We start from the raw sequence: 18,230 nt of genomic DNA on the forward strand, positions 1-18,230 counted from the left end.
AATAATCTTTTTTCCATGAAAAAAATATTTATACTGACCTTACTATCTTTTGGTTGTATATCACTTATGGCTCAAGAGCCTGAATATGACCATGTCTTTTTCGATAATAGCCTTATGTCGGGTAGTTACTATAATAGCAAAGCTGACTATGCATCTCCTAGCTATATAGAAAATATACAGAAAAAATTACCTGTTTCGGAACAGGAGTTTTTTACTGCAAAAAATTCACTGCTTCTCAAATATGTCTCAGCACCAAACGGAAATTGGTCTGCTGCGGTCTTATATACAGACTGGAGAGGAAAAGACTTTGTTAAAGAAAGCACTTCTCTCGATTTTAGGATGAAAATAACTTCGAAAACCAATAAAGAAGAATTACCGTCTATAGCTATTGCTACAGAAGATGAAAAACAAATTTCGTCTTATCTTAATCTTGGAAAATATATTACTAATATTAGTAATAATTGGTGTCACGTAAGAATTCCACTTAGTGATTTCCAAAATATAAAATATACACATAGCAAAGAAATTAAAAATGTTCTTTTCAAACAATCATCACAAGATGGAAAAGAGCATACAATATATATCGATCAAATAGAATTAAGTCCTGCTAAAATAGAAAAACCAAATATCGCAAAAGCTCCTTCAATTACAGCTAACGGTTATGAAAGGCATGTTGATATTGCTTGGAATAAAGTAGGATTAGAAAATATAAAATACATAAAAATTTATAGAGCTTCAGAAAATGGAAGTTATCAGCCGGTAGGTATCCAAGATCCTTCAAGAGGACGTTTTGCCGATTTTACTGGAGATACAGATAAGATATATAATTACAAAATTACTTGTCTTGATTATGATTATAACGAAACACCAGCATCAAATGAAGTGGTAGCGAAAACTTATACAATGACGGACGAGCAATTACTGACTATGTTGCAAGAAGCGTCTTTCCGTTATTATTGGGATGGGGCAGAAGAACATTCTGGTCTGGCATTGGAAAATATACCCGGACGCAAAAATATGATTGCATCGGGAGCTTCCGGATTTGGTATCTTAGCTATAATAACTGCTGTTGAACGTGGATTTATAACAAGAGAAGAGGCGGTCGAAAGATTTAAAAAAATAGTTGCATTTCTGGATAAAACAGAAACTTTCCATGGTGGTTATTCTCATTTTATAAATGGAGAAGATGGCAAAGTTATTCCATTCTTTGGTAATAAGGACAATGGTGCTGATATGGTCGAAACATCATTCTTGTTCCAAGGATTACTGACCGCACGCCAATACTTCGACAAAGATTCGGAAGATGAAACTCATATCAGAAAAATGATAACTAAGCTATGGGAAAACATCGAATGGGATTGGTATAAACAAACAAAAGATAGTAAATACTTATACTGGCATTGGTCGCCTGATCAGGCATGGGTTATTAATCATCGGCTCATCGGGTGGAACGAAACAATGATTACCTATTTATTGGCAATAGCTTCGCCTACTCATGGTGTGAGTAAAGATATATATTACACAGGTTGGGCTAGTCAGGATCAATATGCACAAGACTATCGTGCCAATTGGGGACAAACTAGAGATGGTTCTATGTATTCGAACGGGAATACTTACCAAGGTGTGAAACTAGATGTGGGCGTATCTACGGGGGGACCTTTGTTCTTTCTTCATTACTCTTACTTAGGTTTTGATCCGCGAGGTATTAAAGATAAATATGTGAGTAAAGATTATTTCGATAATTTCCGAAATATCGCTTTGATCAATCATCGATATTGTATAGAGAATCCTAAAGGTCAACAAGGATACGGAGCAGACAATTGGGGGCTGACAGCAAGTGATGGTCCTTGGGGATATCATGCCGCAGAAGCAGCTCTTCATCAGGATGATGGAACAATGGCTCCGACAGGAGCATTGGCTTCTTTTCCTTATTTGCCCGAAGAATCAATGGCTGCCTTCAAGAATTATTACCGAAATTATGGTTCTTTCCTTTGGGGTGAATACGGTTTCAGAGATGCATTTAACCTGAATGAGAATTGGTGTGCTAGTATTTACATGGGGCTTAATCAGGCTCCGGTGACTGTTATGATAGAAAATTACAGAACAGGATTACTTTGGAATCTTTTCATGAAAGATCCGGACGTTAAGAAAATGACAGATAAGGTATTCATTAAATAAAGTAGAATTGATGGATAAATTATTCAGACATATAGCAGTTTTATTTTTGCTGGGATTAGTATTAAATTCCTGCTCATCCAATTCATCGTCAAAAGATGCAGATATGGATAAGTTTGTGGAGGATTTACTAGATAAAATGACCCTCGACGAAAAAATAGGACAAACAGTCTTGTACACCAGTGGATATGATATTATCACAGGGCCGACAGTTGATCCTAATTATAAAGAATATTTACGTACAGGCATGGTTGGTGGCATATTCAATGCAGTAGGTGCTGACTATACCCGAAGCTTGCAAAAGATAGCGGTTGAGGAAACTCGTTTAGGTATTCCCCTTATTTTCGGATATGATGTCATCCATGGGCAGCGGACTATATTTCCTATCCCTCTTGCGGAATCATGTAGCTGGGATTTGGAAGCAATAGAACGATCTGGTCAGATTGCAGCAAAAGAAGCGTCTGCCGAAGGTGTCAATTGGATATATGCTCCTATGGTCGATATCGCACGTGATCCTCGTTGGGGTCGTATCGCCGAAGGTGCCGGAGAGGATGTGTATCTGGGTTCGTTAATCGCAGCTGCCAGAGTAAAAGGCATACAAGGTAATAGTTTAAGTGATAAAAGTACAGTGGTCGCTTGTGTAAAGCATTATGCTGCTTATGGGGCATCGATGGCCGGTAGGGATTACAATACAGTCGATGTAGGAGAAAATGAACTTTGGAATACATATCTCCCTCCATTTAAAGCGGCGCTTGATGCTGGTTGTGCTACAATAATGACATCTTTCAACGATCTGAATGGTATCCCTGCTACAGGGAATTCATATCTTCTGAAAAATATATTACGCGATAAATGGAATTTCGATGGTTTTGTTGTAACGGATTATACTTCGATCAATGAAATGATACAACATGGTTATGCCCGCGACGAAAAACACTCAGCAGAAATAGCTATGAATGCAGGTGTGGATATGGATATGCAAGGTGGTGTATATATGAAGTACCTCAAAGAGTTGATAGCAGAGGGTAAAGTTTCTGAAAAGGATGTGACTGATGCAGCCCGAAGAATATTGAAAATTAAATATCAATTGGGATTATTTGAAGACCCATATAGATATTGTGACGCAGAGAGAGAAAAAACAGATCTTCTTACGGTTGAAAATAAAGAAGCGGCTCGTGATATTGCTCGTAAATCGATGGTATTACTAAAGAATAAAAACCAATTATTACCGTTAGAAGCGAATAAGCGCATTGCATTAATTGGGCCTTTAGCTAAAGATAAATACGAAATCCTAGGTTGTTGGTCGGCAATGGGTAACAGAGATAGTGTCCCGGTTAGTGTCTATGAAGGGCTGACTGAGGCTTTGGGTAGTGATAAAATAACTTATACAAAAGGTTGTGATATTCAAAGTGAGGATAGAAGCGGTTTCACTGAAGCTTTAAGAGTTGCTTCGGCAGCAGATGTTGTAGTTATGGTGATGGGCGAATTTCATAATATGTCGGGCGAAAATAATAGTCGCACAGATATATCACTGCCCGGTCTCCAACTCGATTTGCTGAAAGCAATAAAGAAAACAGGTAAACCTGTAGTTCTGGTTTTAATGAACGGACGCCCATTGACAATAAATTGGGAGAATGATAATATAGATGCCATACTCGAAGCTTGGTTTCCAGGAACAATGGGTGGCGCGGCTATTGCTGATGTTTTGGTTGGTAAATACAATCCTGCTGGAAAGTTAACAGTTACTTTTCCTCAAAATGTCGGGCAGATTCCAATATTCTATAATCATAAAAATACAGGACGTCCTTATGATAAAAATGATCCTGAGCTAGCTTATGGATCTCATTACTGGGATGTAACCAACGAACCGCTTTTCCCTTTTGGATATGGATTGAGTTACACAACATTTACTTATTCCGACTTATCACTTTCTTCTGCTTCTATTAGTAAGGATAAACCGCTAAGGGTAAATGTGAAGTTAGCCAATACAGGCAAATATGATGGAGAAGAAGTTGTGCAATTATATACTCGCGATATAGTGGGTAGTGTAACGCGACCTGTTAAGGAATTGAAGGGTTTTAAAAAAGTATTTTTGAAAGCAGGAGAAACAAAAGATGTTGAATTTACACTATCGGTAGATGATCTTCGATTTTATAATCCTGATTTGAAATTTGTATACGAAACAGGGGACTTCCATCTTTTCGTTGGCGGTGATTCTAATGCTGTATTAAAAGCAGAATTTGTTTTGGAGTAATGCTATTATTGATTTTGGATAGACAGACTATATATAAAATACTAAAGTAAATAAGATGAAAAAAATTGTGACGTTATTGTGTTGTGTTTGCATGTTATATTCGTGCTCACAAGATAAAGATAATAAAAAGCAAGATGCAGAAATGAATCGTTTCATAGACGATCTCATGAGTAAAATGACTTTGGATGAGAAAATCGGACAGCTCAACTTACCTGGGGCAGGAGATATAACTACAGGTCAGGCTAAGAGTAGCGACATAGGTGAAAAAATTAAAGAAGGTTCGGTTGGCGGACTATTCAATATCAAAGGAGTAGAAAAAATCAGAGAAGTGCAACGTGTAGCTGTAGAAGAAAGTCGTCTGAAAATTCCGTTACTATTTGGAATGGACGTAATCCATGGTTACGAAACTGTATTCCCTATTCCTTTAGGCATAGCTTGTACATGGGATATGGCTGCAATAGAGCAATCGGCTCAGATTGCAGCGGTAGAAGCCAGTGCCGATGGCATTTGCTGGACTTTCAGCCCAATGGTAGATATTAGCAGAGATCCTCGTTGGGGACGTGTTTCCGAAGGTAGTGGCGAAGACCCTTATCTAGGCGGAGAGATTGCCAAAGCAATGGTTAGAGGTTATCAGGGAGAAGGTAATACTTTTGCTTCGAATAAAAATATAATGGCTTGTGTGAAACATTTTGCCCTATATGGTGCAGGTGAAGCCGGTCGCGACTACAATACAGTTGATATGAGTCATCAACGTATGTATAATGAATATTTCAGACCTTACGAAGCTGCTGTTGAAGCGGGTGTAGGTAGTGTTATGGCATCATTCAACGAGGTTGACGGTGTGCCTGCAACAGCTAGCAAGTGGCTGATGACTGATGTGCTTCGCGATCAATGGAAATTCGATGGTTTTGTAGTGACTGATTATACTGGAATTGCCGAAATGGTAGAACATGGTATCGGTGATCTTAAAACAGTATCTGCTCGCTCTTTGGATGCAGGTGTTGATATGGATATGGTTGCTGCCGGATTCTTAACTACACTTAAAGAATCGGTAAATGAAGGAAAGATTACAGAGAAACAAATAGATAAAGCATGCCGTCGTATTCTTGAAGCAAAATATAAACTTGGTTTATTTGCCGATCCATACAAATATTGTGATGTAGAGCGTGCTAAGACTGAAATATATGCTAAAGAACACCGTGATGCTGCGCGTAAGATTGCATCTGAAAGTTTTGTTCTTCTTAAAAATAAAGATAATGTATTGCCTTTAACTAAAAAAGGAACAATTGCGGTTGTAGGTCCTCTTGGAAATACACGCTCTAATATGCCAGGCACATGGAGTGTTGCAGCAGATTTCAATAAAGCTGCTACATTAATAGAAGGTTTAGAATCTGTAGTTGGCGGCAATGCTAAAATCGTATATGCTAAAGGTAGCAATCTTACAAGTGATCCTGAATTAGAAGCAAGATCAACAATGTTTGGTCGCGATTTAGGTAGAGATGCCCGTTCGGAAGAAGCTATCCGTAACGAAGCATTACAAATTGCCAGAGGTGCTGATGTAATTGTAGCGGCTCTTGGTGAATCATCTGAAATGAGTGGCGAAAGTAGTAGCCGTACAGACCTGAATATCCCTGATGTTCAACAACGACTATTGAAAGAATTGTTGAAAACAGGAAAGCCTGTTGTTTTGGTATTGTTTACAGGTCGCCCATTGACATTGACATGGGAAGACGAAAATGTTCCTGCCATTCTTAATGTATGGTTTGGTGGAACAGAAGCTGCTTATGCTATTGGTGATGTATTGTTTGGCGATGTAAATCCAAGTGGAAAACTAACGACTACTTTCCCTAAGAATGTAGGACAAATTCCACTATTTTATAATCACAAAAATACAGGACGTCCATTGGCCGAAGGAAAATGGTTCGAAAAATTCCGTAGCAATTACTTAGATGTAGATAACGAACCTCTATATCCATTTGGGTATGGTCTTAGTTACTCTCAATTCGAGTATAGCCCTGTTAAGCTAAGCTCTGCAGCTATTGATGCAAAAGGTGAATTGACTGCTGAAGTAACATTGACCAACAAAGGTAAAGTTGACGGAGCCGAAGTAGTACAATTATATATCCGCGACATAGTAGGTAGTGTAACACGTCCGGTTAAAGAACTTAAAGGTTTCGAGAAAGTATTTGTAAAAGCAGGTGAATCTAAAACAATTAGCTTTAAGATTACTCCCGAAATGTTGAAATTCTACAATTACGATTTGGATTATGTGTTTGAACCGGGTGATTTCGATGTGATGATCGGAGGAAACAGCCGCGATGTCAAAACAGCTAGATTTGCATTGAACTAATTACTTCTTTTCAGAAGAAAAGTGGTTTTAAGTTTATCTATATAGAATAAGGTGTTTGGTTATTAGGTTAAGTAGAGAGAAAAGGTAACAATCGAAAACAACATACAAAGTGTCACTTTTGTTACCTTTTAACATTCTCTGATTTAGGTTGGCTATTTTATAGCTTTTGTAAAATCATGAAAATCAGGTTTGATTCCTGATTGATATTATTTAGAATAATATGAAGAAAATATATATCAGTTTATTTGTAGTATTGTCTATGCTCAACTTTATTAGCTGTAATACAGCCAATAAAGGTTCGAATACTACAGCTGTTTCCGAAATATCGGACGAGGCTCTTTTAGATTCTGTTCAGAGAAGAACATTCGGTTATTTCTGGAACGAATCGGAGCCGACGAGCGGAATGGCTCGCGAGCGTTTTCATGTTGATGGGATATATCCTCAAAACGATAGAAATGTTGTAACTTCGGGTGGTAGCGGCTTTGGTATCATGGCTATTATCGTTGGTATAGAGAGAGGGTATGTAACCAGAGAAGAGGGTCTTACCCATATGACTAAGATTGTAAGTTTCTTAGAAAAAGCAGATTCATTCAAAGGGGTTTTTCCTCATTGGTGGGATGGTGAAACAGGTAAAGTAAAAGGTTTCAGTGATAAAGACAATGGTGGAGACTTGGTTGAAACATCATTCTTATTACAAGGCTTATTGGCTACTCATCAGTATTATATAAATGGTACGGAAGCGGAGAAAGCATTAGCCGCACGTATTGATAAACTATGGAAGGCAGTAGACTGGAATTGGCATCGAAACGGAAAAAATGTTCTATACTGGCATTGGAGTCCTAGTCACTCATGGGAGATGAATTTTGCTATCAGAGGATACAACGAATGCCTTATCACATATGTTCTTGCAGCCTCTTCACCTACACATGGTGTTCCAGCCGAAGTATATCACGAAGGGTGGGCTGAGAATGGTAAAATTATAGAACCTCACGAGGTGGAAGGCTATAAATTGAATATGCGCTATCAAAGTAATTCAGGAGCAGGTCCATTGTTCTGGGCTCATTATTCTTTCTTAGGATTAAATCCTACCGGATTGAAAGATCGATATGCTGATTACTTCCAAGAAATGAGAAATTATACATTGATCAACAGAGCATATAGTATCCGAAACCCAAAACAATTTAAAGGATTTGGTGAAGATCTTTGGGGACTCTCGGCAAGTTATTCAACGGTGGGGTATGCTGCGCACGAACCTTCGGAAGAAGGCGATCATGGTGTTATTGCACCTACAGCGGCTTTGTCATCTATCGTTTATACGCCTGAAGAATCTATGAAGGTAATGAGAAGCCTATATAATATGGGCGACAAACTTTGGGGGCCATACGGTTTTTATGATGCTTTTAGTGAAACAGAAGACTGGTATCCACAACGCTATTTGGCAATTGATCAAGGACCTATTATTGTGATGATAGAAAATTATCGTACACAACTATTATGGAATTTGTTTATGAGCCATCCCGATGTTCAGAGTGGATTGAAGAAACTAGGATTTGAAAGTCCTCAATTAAAATAAGAATTTAACCTTAGACCATGAAAAAATTAAAAGTTATATTATTGATATTACTATATGTATTTGTTGGGCAATTATCTGCCCAGCAAAAAACATATTGCAATCCGGTGAATTTAGATTATGCATATTGCCCGATACCCAATTTTACAACATGGGGTAAACACAGAGCTACGGCTGATCCTGTGATTGTGAATTACAAGGGCGATTTTTATTTATTCTCTACTAATCAGCAAGGCTATTGGTGGAGCAGCGATTTATCAGAATGGAATTTTGTATCCCGTTCATTCTTAACTCAGGAAGCTATAGATACAACACCTAATAAATGGGATGACTTGTGTGCGCCTGCTGCATGGGTGAAGGGTGATACACTTATAGTGTTTGGTTCTACTTATTCACGTATATTTCCTATTTGGATGAGTACTGATCCTAAAGGAAATGAGTGGAGTAAAGCTGTGGAGCATTTCGATATAGGTGGCTGGGATCCGGCATTCTTTACAGACGATGATAATCGTTTTTATATGTACAACGGTAGCAGCAATGTGTATCCGTTATACGGTATAGAACTCGACCGTAACACATTTCAACCGCAAGGAACCCGCAAGGAATTACTTTTGCTTGACGATGATAAAATCGGTTGGCATCGCTTTGGTGAACATATGGACAATACTTTCCTTAAACCTTTTATGGAAGGTGCGTGGATGACAAAACATAACAATAAGTATTACCTTCAATGGGGTGGACCCGGAACTGAATTTAGCCACTATGGTGATGGTGTTGCAATCGGAGATTCTCCTCTGGGACCTTTCGAGCATGTTTCTCTTCCGCTTAGTATGAAAGCCGGAGGCTTTATTCGTGGAGCAGGACATGGGGCTACATTTCAGGATAACTGGAACAATTACTGGCATACATCGTCAATGGTTGTGAATGTCAAAAACAATTTTGAGCGTCGCATAGGTATCTGGCCTGCCGGATTTGATGCAGAAGATAATATGTATTGTAATACTGCTTTTGGTGACTATCCTCATTATGTTCCGAATGGCGAAACAGATCATCTTAAGAGTCGATTTACAGGATGGATGATTTTAAATTATAATAAACCCGTACAAGTGTCTTCTACTTTAGGTGCTTTCTATGCTAACAATATTGTTGACGAAGATATGAAAACATATTGGAGCGCCAAGACTGCCGAAAAAGGGGAATGGCTGATCACTGATCTGGGAGAGGAATCTACTGTCTATGCTGTGCAAATTAATTATGCCGATCAAGATGCAGAGTTCTTGGGTAAAACTTTCGATAAGTATCACCAATACATGGTATATTATTCTAATGATGGAAAGAAATGGAACACCCTTATCGATAAGAGTAAGAACAAGAAAGATGTGCCTCACGATTATATAGAGTTGGATAAACCAGTGAAAGCACGTTATCTGAAAATGGAGAATCTTCATATGCCAACCGGTAAATTTGCAATCTCCGGTTTTCGTGTATTTGGGTTTGGAGCGAAAGAAAAGCCATCTCCGGTAAAACAGTTTATGGCTTTAAGGGGAGATCAAACCGATCGGCGTAATGTGTGGCTCAAATGGCAACCCGTAGATGAAGCTTATGCTTATAATATCTATATTGGTCTTGAACCGGACAAACTATATAATTGTGTAATGGTTCACGATGTAAATGAGTACTATTACAGTGGTATGGATAAAACAAAACCTTATTATTTTGCTATCGAAGCAATTAATGAGAATGGGACTTCTACTTGGGTAACAGCCGAGGCATTGTAAAGCTCTGGTTTTAATATAAGATACAAGCATCTGATTTTTATCAGATGCTTGTGTTAATTTTATTAGAATTGTTATTTTTTTAGTATATTGCAACAAATATGATACCATTGACGTTATAATATTATTATACTTTGGTATTTATTTACATTTATTTGTATTTGCCATGAAACGCAGGAATTTTTTTTTACTACTACTAATCCCACTTTTTATAGGGGTATTTGCTGCGTGTAGTGATGATGACGGACTTTCTGATACAAGCGAAGCAAAGCATCTTCCATCTAAAATAACAATTAAATTCGTAAATGAGTTTAGTTCAGATTTGGTTGAGTCATATACTTATGATGTCTATAACCGTATTGTTAAGCAAGATGTTCTGGTAACACCCAAGGATGTAGAGTATGGGACATTGTATAGAAATATGTTTGATTATGATAAAGATCAGATAGAAAGCAAGATCATATCGGTAACTTCGTATAAAGAAAATGACCCTAAAGCTACCTATAAAACAAACTATTCATACGGCAATAATTCGTTGGTATATATAAAGAAGGAGGGTGGTGATATCGTTGCAACGATGCAGGTTAACGATGCCGGCTATATCCAGAAACATACAACTAGTTCTTCTATCGGATTCGGAGAAGATATTACATCTTATCTGTATGACGAAAAGGGTAATATATCGGAATTAGTTATAGAAACGACAGGACAGAATCCTAAAGCTGCCTCCTATAATTATATATATGATGAGAAAGTAGGTATCTTTAAATATGTACGTATTCCGCAATGGTTTCTCTTTACTTATGGAGATATGTACGCTACAACATTTAATCCTTTTGTAAATAATGGTTTGAAAATAACCATGGAGGATGAGACCAATCTGATTTATGAGGCTGTTTATGAGTATGATAATTGTGGATATCCTGTTGTTATTGAGGTCTATCAACTCACTTCCGGCTCGGAAGAAAGAGTTTTGTACGAGACAATCACAATTGATTATATTTTAGCACAATAGACTGTCTTTTCATCTAATAATTTAGGCCCTTTTGACAACGGATCAAAGCTTTCCGAAAATAGGGTGGTTTTATGTCCAGATCATGTATGAATAGCATATATCTGTCAGTTGTTTCTATTTCATAGCTAATATCTTTCATCAGTTGTGATAAATCTTCGTAATCATTATGCTTATGATAAGTACATATCGCAGCTTTACATTTATATTCGCTGGATGTCAGTGTTTTTTTAGCGCCTTCCAGCGCCTTTTTTTCTGCACCTTCGACATCTAATTTTATGAATATCGAATTTGTGTCAAAAGTGTTAATTAAAGAATCTATGGTTACAGTTGTGTCACTGTTTTCATCCGATACATATTTATTTATAATTTGTACTTTGTCTCCCCATGGCTCAAAGGTTTTTTTCAGTGCTTTTATCCATCGTTCATCGACTTCAAATAATAAAACTTTATATACTTTATCAATCACAGATAAAGATAATATTCCTTATGCTGCCCCTACATCTAAAAAAATGTCATTAGCGCTAACATTGAATGTGTTAGATAAATAACGATGTGGAGATAATAAATCTTGTTCTATCTGGAGATTTGAATAACATATTTGAACATCTTTATCACTCATCTCTGATGGGAAAAAGAGGTTGTGTGCATCATATTTTACATATTTAAGATCAGACTCAATATCTCTGAAGACACGAATATTACGATAATCATATTTATTTCTAAACATATAAGGAAAGACAGACATACCTTCTTTCTTTATATATTCTATAGCTTCTTTGAAGGATCCGTCACTATCTTTATGAGATTTATAATATCTCAATATTTCTTTTCGTAATTCCCAGCAGGGGGCCTCAAACCGTCCTATATTGAGTTTCCTTTTTTGTTTTATTCTTTTGTAAAAATAATAATCAGTGATTGAGGCTAATCTTTTGAAATGTTTGAGTTTCATTATGATTTAGATATAAGGCTATTAGAAGCTGAGACTAATCCTTGCTATATAACCAAATTGTAATGGATATTATAACAAGGATTCATATTGAAAATTGGCACAGTATAAATATTGAGTAATTCAGGCGTTTTCACCGAATTCCATCAAATATGCTTTAATGAAATCATCAATATCCCCATCCATCACCGCATTTACATTTGATGATTGATAATTGGTTCGATGATCTTTTACACGGCGGTCATCAAATACATAGCTTCGGATTTGTGATCCCCATTCTATTCTTTTCTTTCCGGCCTCGATTAAAGATGTTTCGCGGCTGCGTCTTTCGAGTTCCAACTCATAGAGTTGCGATTTCAATAAACGGATCGCATTATCTTTGTTGCCAAATTGAGAACGGCTCTCAGTATTTTCAATAACTATTTCCTTAGCTTCACCGGTTTCAGGGTCTTTATATTTGTAATGTAGTCGCACCCCTGTTTCTACCTTGTTGACATTTTGTCCACCTGCGCCACTCGAACGGAACGTATCCCAAGTAACATCAGCCTGATTGATTTCAATTTCTATTGTATCATCAACCAATGGAACTACAAATACGGATGCGAACGAGGTCATACGTTTACCCTGAGCATTATATGGTGATACGCGTACAAGGCGATGAACCCCATTCTCAGATTTCAGATAACCATAAGCAAATTCGCCCTCTACTTGTAGAGTAGCTGTTTTGATCCCGGCTTCGTCACCATCCTGCCAGTTAGTAATAGTTGTTTTGTAACCTTTGTCTTCGCACCAGCGTTGATACATGCGAAATAGCATTGAGGCCCAGTCTTGTCCTTCAGTGCCACCTGCGCCACTGTTTATTTTCAGTACAGCACCAAGCTTATCTTCTTCGCGGCGTAACATGTTGCGGAGCTCGAGGTCTTCGAGTAAAGTTATAGCATTGCTATATGCTTCGTCTACCTCTTCTTCAGTAGTAATCCCTTCTTTTTGGAAATCGAATGCCAGCTGTAATTCTTCAGCAGCATTTTTAACCTTATTATAGCCCTCTATCCAGCTTTTTAAACCACGAATGATTTTCATCTGTACTTCGGCGGCTTTAGAATCATCCCAGAAACCCGGAACTTGTGTTCTTAGTTCTTCTTCTTCGAGTTGTATTATTTTCGCATCGACGTCAAAGGTACCCCCTCAACGCGGACTCGCGCTCCAACACTTCTTTTAGTTGGTCTAATGTAATCATAAGATTATCGTTTTATGTTATGATGTAATTTAAATTGAGTTGCAAAGGTAGAAAAAAAAATAGATAGGAGGTTATGGTAATATGAAAGATAAGTATCTTTGCCTACTTTAGTAGATATATTATTTATGGTGAAAAATACAGTTGACTGGGAAATCAGTCGTTATGAGGATCTTACAAAAGAAGAATTTTACGATATTCTGCATTTACGATGTAAAATATTCGTTGTAGAACAAAACGCTCCGTATCTTGATTTGGATTATAAGGATCAGAAAGCTTTACATTTACATGGTTATACTGATGGTAAGCTTGTTGCTTATTGTCGCTTATTTAAGCGTGGAGACTATTTTGACGAAGCTAGCATAGGACGGGTTATTGTTGCCGAAGAATGTCGTTCGTTTGGCTATGGACATCAATTAATGGAGAAAGCTATAGATTTAGCCGCCTCTACGTTAAACGAAACAGAGTTGACTATTTCAGGGCAATTATATTTGCAGAAATTTTACGAGAGTCACGGTTTTGAGTGTACCAGCGATGTGTATCTTGAAGATGGTATACCCCATGTTCAGATGAAAAAACGATAAGAGATATCATAAAGACGAAAAAAGTCTTGGAGATTAAGATATTAAACCATAAATTTGCACCCCGAAAATAGAAGGGAGGTTTCATGGTCTTTTGAACTAAACATAATCAAAACAGATGTTTAATATTACGATAAAGTAATGTTCAGGAGATTATTGAATGATAATCCATATGAGTTTTCGAATAAGATAAAACGGTGTTTTTATCTTGAAAGATTTAAATTAAGAAAGTATAACAAAACAAATAAAATTAAAGAACTATGATCATTGTTCCACTAAAGGAGGGCGAAAATATTGAAAAAGCTCTTAAAAAATTCAAAAGAAAATACGAGAAAACAGGTGTTGTAAAAGAACTAAGAAGACGTCAAGCGTTTGAAAAACCGTCGATTACAAAAAGAAAACAAAGAATACACGCCGTTTACGTAGAGAAACTGCACCGTATCGAAGATTAATGAAATATTGTCTTTCTCGATAATATTATTAACTTCGTTGTTCGTGATACGTAGATAGAAAGAATGACAAAGTTGATAGAAAAATATTTGGATTATCTCCGTTATGAGAAGAACTATTCTTCACATACGGAGATTTCTTATTCTATAGATCTACACCAATTTTCCGATTTCCTTAAGATGTATCATCCTGAAGTAGAAGTCCAATCTGCAGATGCAGACGTGATTCGTTTATGGATGGTTTGGTTGATGGAGGAGAAAATGTCTCCCCGATCGGTGAATCGGAAACTGAGTACTTTGAAGTCTTTTTATAAGTTTTTATTACGGATAGAGATTGTGACATTCAATCCAGTGAAAAAAATAGTCGGCCCTAAAATGGCAAAACCTATTCCTTCTTTTGTTAATGATTCGGATATGGAGAGAGTGCTCGATGAGCATAATTTTGATAACTCGTTTCATTCGTTGCGAAATAGGATAATCTTGGAGCTGTTTTATGTGACAGGTATTCGTCGGGCTGAATTAATAGGGCTGAAAGATGTGGATGTCGATTTTTTTGCCGGGTCTATACTGGTGACAGGTAAGCGTAATAAACAACGTCTCATCCCTGTTAGTGGTAGTATGAAATTGCTGTTAAGTCAGTACATGGATGTTCGTAATGCCGAAATTGACAACCTTTCCGGTTATTTCTTTGTTAAAGAAGATGGAGAGCCTCTCTATGAGATGTTGGTGCACCGTATCGTGGTAGAGAATCTTCGATGTATTCCGACTTTGGCGAAAACCAGTCCGCATGTGTTGAGGCATTCATTTGCGACCGGGATGCTGAATAATGGGGCGGATATTAATGCGGTGAAAGAGTTGCTGGGGCATTCGAGCTTGGCAGCAACAGAGATATATACACATACTTCGTTTGAAGAGCTAAAGAAAATATATAACAAAGCCCATCCTCGGGCATAAATTGAAAAGGAGAATTAATTATGAATATTTCAGTTCAATCAGTGCATTTTGATGCAACAGCAGAACTAAAAGCGTTTGCTGAAAAAAAAGTATCGAAATTAGAAAAAATAGCCGACTTTATAGTCGATGCAGAGATTATTCTTAAGGTTGTAAAACCTGAAGTAGCTAATAATAAAGAGGCTTCAATAAAGCTGAATATTAAAAGCGGAGAGCTTTTTGCTAATAAAATAGCAGATACGTTTGAAGAAGCAATTGTGTTATCAGTTGAAGCTCTGGAGAAGCAAGTTCTTAAGGCAAAGGAAAAAGCGCAGGCGAAATAATATTTCGGTCCCGATTTTGCTTTTTGCTCGCAATTGTAGAGTAAATGTTATTAAAAGAAGGACTCTCGAAAAATAAATCCACAAAGTGTTGTGATTGTAAAAAATAATTTCTAATTTTGTCGCCGTTTCGCTATTTAAAGTGCGTAATAGCGGCGAAATTAGAGTATTATGCCTCTTTAGCTCAGTTGGCCAGAGCACGTGATTTGTAATCTCGGGGTCGTTGGTTCGAATCCGACAAGAGGCTCGAAATAAAAAGAGTGAAAGTCGATAGCCTAATGGCTTTTTGTGAGAAGGTTACGACTTAAATTCTATATTTTCTCTTTAAGCAGATAAATAACAAATAAAGGCGTATATTTGTTGACGAGAAAAGAAAGATAAAATATAACGCCAATGTAGCTCAGTTGGTAGAGCACTTCCTTGGTAAGGAAGAGGTCACGGGTTCAAGTCCCGTCATAGGCTCTATTTTAAGATACTGATCAAATAGATATAAATATATACATTAACTAAATAATATTCATTATGGCAAAAGAACATTTTAACCGGTCGAAACCACACGTAAATATCGGTACAATTGGTCACGTTGACCACGGTAAAACTACTTTGACTGCTGCTATTACTAAAGTATTAGCTGACAAAGGATTCTCTGAAGCTAGATCATTCGATCAAATTGATAATGCTCCTGAAGAAAAAGAACGTGGTATTACTATTAATACATCACACGTTGAATATCAAACAGCTAACCGTCATTACGCTCACGTTGACTGTCCGGGTCATGCCGATTACGTAAAGAACATGGTTACTGGTGCAGCTCAAATGGACGGTGCTATTATCGTTGTTGCTGCTACTGATGGTCCTATGCCTCAAACTCGTGAACATATCCTTCTAGCTCGTCAGGTAAATGTACCTAAGCTAGTTGTTTTCATGAATAAATGTGATATTGTTGATGATGAAGAAATGTTAGAACTAGTTGAACTAGAAATGAGAGAACTTCTTTCATTCTATGATTTCGACGGTGATAATACTCCGGTTATCCGTGGATCTGCACTTGGTGCATTGAACGGTGTTGAGCCTTGGGTTAGCCAAGTAATGGAGCTTATGAATGCTGTTGATACTTGGATTCCACTACCTCCACGTGATGTTGACAAACCATTCTTGATGCCAGTTGAAGATGTATTCTCGATCACAGGTCGTGGTACAGTTGCAACAGGTCGTATCGAAACTGGTATCATCAGAACAAGTGAAGAAGTTCAAATTATCGGTCTTGGTGCAGAAGGAAGAAAATCAGTTGTTACAGGAGTAGAAATGTTCCGTAAAATTCTTGACGAAGGTCAAGCTGGTGATAACGTAGGTCTATTGCTTCGTGGTATCGATAAAGAAGAAATCAAACGTGGTATGGTTATTTGCCATCCAGGTAAGATTACTCCTCATACTGACTTCAAAGCAGAGGTTTATATCCTGAAAAAAGAAGAAGGTGGACGTCACACTCCATTCCATAACAAATACCGTCCTCAATTCTATCTACGTACGTTAGATATTACTGGCGAAATCACTCTTCCTGAAGGAACAGATATGGTTATGCCTGGTGATAACGTAACTATTCAAGTAGAGTTGATCTACCCAGTTGCTATCAACGTAGGTCTTCGTTTCGCTATCCGCGAAGGTGGTCGTACAGTAGGTGCTGGTCAGATTACTGAAATTACTCAGTAAGAATTAGACAAGAATATAAAAGTCGGTTTGCGACATACCCGACTTTTTAATACGGGTTTAGCTCAGTTGGTAGAGCACTGGTCTCCAAAACCAGGTGTCGGGAGTTCGAGTCTCTCAACCCGTGCTAAAAAAACTCAAAAGAGTAAATGAAAAAAGTAATTAATTATATTAAGGATTCCTATAACGAACTTGTTTACAAGGTTTCTTGGCCTAGTCGTACGGAGTTAACTAGCAGCGCGGTTATTGTTATGATTGCTTCCATAATAATGGCACTAATCGTCTGGGGTGTTGATAGCGTATTCGAGTGGGTCGTTAAGTTTTTCTATAGTCTATAATTTATCAAAAGCAAATGACTGAAATCGAAAAGAAATGGTACGTTTTGCGTGCTGTTAGCGGTAAGGAAAATAAAGTCAAAGAATATCTTGACGCTGAGATAAAAAAATCTGACTTAGGGAAATACATATCTCAAGTTCTTATCCCAACCGAGAAGACTTATATTATGCGTAACGGAAAGAAGGTTTTGAAAGAAAAAGCTTATCTTCCCGGTTATATATTAATAGAGGCTGCCTTAGTGGGAGAAGTTATCCATGAGCTTCGCAATATTAATTATGTTGCAGGTTTCCTCCCTGATACTCAAAATCCACAACCATTGCGTCAAGCCGAAGTAAATAGAATACTAGGTACGATGGATGAACTGGATGAGCAACAGGTTGAAATGGATGTTCAATATATAGTAGGAGAAAATGTAAAGGTTACAAGTGGACCTTTTTCGGGATTTTCTGCAATTATTGAAGAAGTGAATGCTGAGAAAAAGAAACTAAAAGTAATGGTAAAGATATTCGGAAGGAAAACCCCGCTCGAATTGAATTACATGCAAGTCGAAAAAGAACAATAAAATTG

Annotated in this window: 16 protein-coding genes and 3 tRNA genes; 16 read left to right on the forward strand and 3 right to left on the reverse strand. The window is 37.4% G+C overall.

The genetic code is table 11. The annotated features are described in order from the left end of the window. Positions 1–15: 15 nt before the first annotated feature. From G7Y56_RS00100 to G7Y56_RS00125, 6 genes are all read left to right on the forward strand, one after another. Positions 16–2,178: a glucoamylase family protein gene (locus G7Y56_RS00100; protein WP_165040104.1), complete on the forward strand. Its 2,163-nt coding sequence runs from the start codon at positions 16–18 to the stop codon at positions 2,176–2,178. 10 nt (positions 2,179–2,188) lie between these two features. Next, positions 2,189–4,429 (forward strand): glycoside hydrolase family 3 N-terminal domain-containing protein, encoded by a 2,241-nt coding sequence (locus G7Y56_RS00105; RefSeq protein WP_165040106.1) that lies wholly within the window; start codon positions 2,189–2,191, stop codon positions 4,427–4,429. 91 nt (positions 4,430–4,520) lie between these two features. Beyond that, complete coding sequence (gene bglX / locus G7Y56_RS00110; protein WP_255491326.1) at positions 4,521–6,779, forward strand: beta-glucosidase BglX; 2,259 nt, start codon at positions 4,521–4,523, stop codon at positions 6,777–6,779. 259 nt (positions 6,780–7,038) lie between these two features. Beyond that, entirely contained in the window at positions 7,039–8,352 is a 1,314-nt protein-coding gene (locus tag G7Y56_RS00115; RefSeq protein WP_370457667.1) for a glucoamylase family protein, read from the forward strand. A gap of 17 nt (positions 8,353–8,369) precedes the next feature. Beyond that, positions 8,370–10,127, forward strand: a complete 1,758-nt coding sequence (locus tag G7Y56_RS00120) for a discoidin domain-containing protein (RefSeq protein WP_165040112.1) — start codon at positions 8,370–8,372, stop codon at positions 10,125–10,127. A gap of 163 nt (positions 10,128–10,290) precedes the next feature. Beyond that, complete coding sequence (locus G7Y56_RS00125) at positions 10,291–11,139, forward strand: hypothetical protein (protein WP_165040114.1); 849 nt, start codon at positions 10,291–10,293, stop codon at positions 11,137–11,139. Positions 11,140–11,152: 13 nt separating this feature from the next. Here the strand turns inward: G7Y56_RS00125 and G7Y56_RS00130 are convergent, their stop codons facing one another. From G7Y56_RS00130 to prfB, 3 genes are all read right to left on the reverse strand, one after another. Beyond that, complete coding sequence (locus G7Y56_RS00130; RefSeq protein ID WP_221412531.1) at positions 11,153–11,605, reverse strand: FkbM family methyltransferase; 453 nt, start codon at positions 11,603–11,605, stop codon at positions 11,153–11,155. A gap of 18 nt (positions 11,606–11,623) precedes the next feature. Continuing rightward, positions 11,624–12,088, reverse strand: a complete 465-nt coding sequence (locus tag G7Y56_RS00135) for a hypothetical protein (RefSeq protein ID WP_165040116.1) — start codon at positions 12,086–12,088, stop codon at positions 11,624–11,626. Between the two features lie 120 nt (positions 12,089–12,208). Next, a protein-coding gene (gene prfB / locus G7Y56_RS00140; RefSeq protein ID WP_165040118.1) for a peptide chain release factor 2 occupies positions 12,209–13,322 on the reverse strand; the annotation gives its coding sequence in 2 pieces (ribosomal slippage) (positions 12,209–13,258 and positions 13,260–13,322; 1,113 coding nt in all). Positions 13,323–13,447: 125 nt separating this feature from the next. Here prfB and G7Y56_RS00145 point away from each other — a divergent pair. The 10 genes from G7Y56_RS00145 to nusG all read left to right on the forward strand — a co-directional run bounded on the left by G7Y56_RS00145 (position 13,448) and on the right by nusG (position 18,225). Further along, positions 13,448–13,903, forward strand: coding sequence for a GNAT family N-acetyltransferase (locus tag G7Y56_RS00145; protein ID WP_255498591.1), 456 nt, complete (start codon positions 13,448–13,450; stop codon positions 13,901–13,903). A gap of 257 nt (positions 13,904–14,160) precedes the next feature. Continuing rightward, positions 14,161–14,352, forward strand: a complete 192-nt coding sequence (gene rpsU, locus G7Y56_RS00150) for a 30S ribosomal protein S21 (protein WP_165020301.1) — start codon at positions 14,161–14,163, stop codon at positions 14,350–14,352. Between the two features lie 63 nt (positions 14,353–14,415). Beyond that, positions 14,416–15,303 carry a tyrosine-type recombinase/integrase gene (locus tag G7Y56_RS00155; RefSeq protein WP_165040120.1) on the forward strand — a complete coding sequence of 296 codons (888 nt, stop codon included), beginning with the start codon at positions 14,416–14,418 and terminating at the stop codon, positions 15,301–15,303. A gap of 20 nt (positions 15,304–15,323) precedes the next feature. After that, positions 15,324–15,623 carry a ribosome hibernation-promoting factor, HPF/YfiA family gene (gene hpf, locus G7Y56_RS00160; RefSeq protein ID WP_165040122.1) on the forward strand — a complete coding sequence of 100 codons (300 nt, stop codon included), beginning with the start codon at positions 15,324–15,326 and terminating at the stop codon, positions 15,621–15,623. A 170-nt stretch (positions 15,624–15,793) separates the two neighbouring features. Continuing rightward, a tRNA-Thr gene (locus tag G7Y56_RS00165) sits at positions 15,794–15,867 on the forward strand. A gap of 142 nt (positions 15,868–16,009) precedes the next feature. Next, positions 16,010–16,082, forward strand: a tRNA-Thr gene (locus G7Y56_RS00170). Between the two features lie 60 nt (positions 16,083–16,142). Continuing rightward, complete coding sequence (gene tuf / locus G7Y56_RS00175) at positions 16,143–17,330, forward strand: elongation factor Tu (RefSeq protein ID WP_165020304.1); 1,188 nt, start codon at positions 16,143–16,145, stop codon at positions 17,328–17,330. Positions 17,331–17,381: 51 nt separating this feature from the next. Then, positions 17,382–17,454: transfer RNA gene (locus G7Y56_RS00180), tRNA-Trp, on the forward strand. Between the two features lie 22 nt (positions 17,455–17,476). Beyond that, positions 17,477–17,665 carry a preprotein translocase subunit SecE gene (gene secE, locus G7Y56_RS00185; RefSeq protein ID WP_165020305.1) on the forward strand — a complete coding sequence of 63 codons (189 nt, stop codon included), beginning with the start codon at positions 17,477–17,479 and terminating at the stop codon, positions 17,663–17,665. Positions 17,666–17,679: 14 nt separating this feature from the next. Further along, positions 17,680–18,225: a transcription termination/antitermination protein NusG gene (nusG, locus tag G7Y56_RS00190; protein ID WP_165020306.1), complete on the forward strand. Its 546-nt coding sequence runs from the start codon at positions 17,680–17,682 to the stop codon at positions 18,223–18,225. The last annotated feature ends 5 nt before the right edge of the window (positions 18,226–18,230 follow it).

The organism is Dysgonomonas sp. ZJ709 (assembly GCF_011039195.1).
Taxonomy (GTDB): domain Bacteria; phylum Bacteroidota; class Bacteroidia; order Bacteroidales; family Dysgonomonadaceae; genus Dysgonomonas.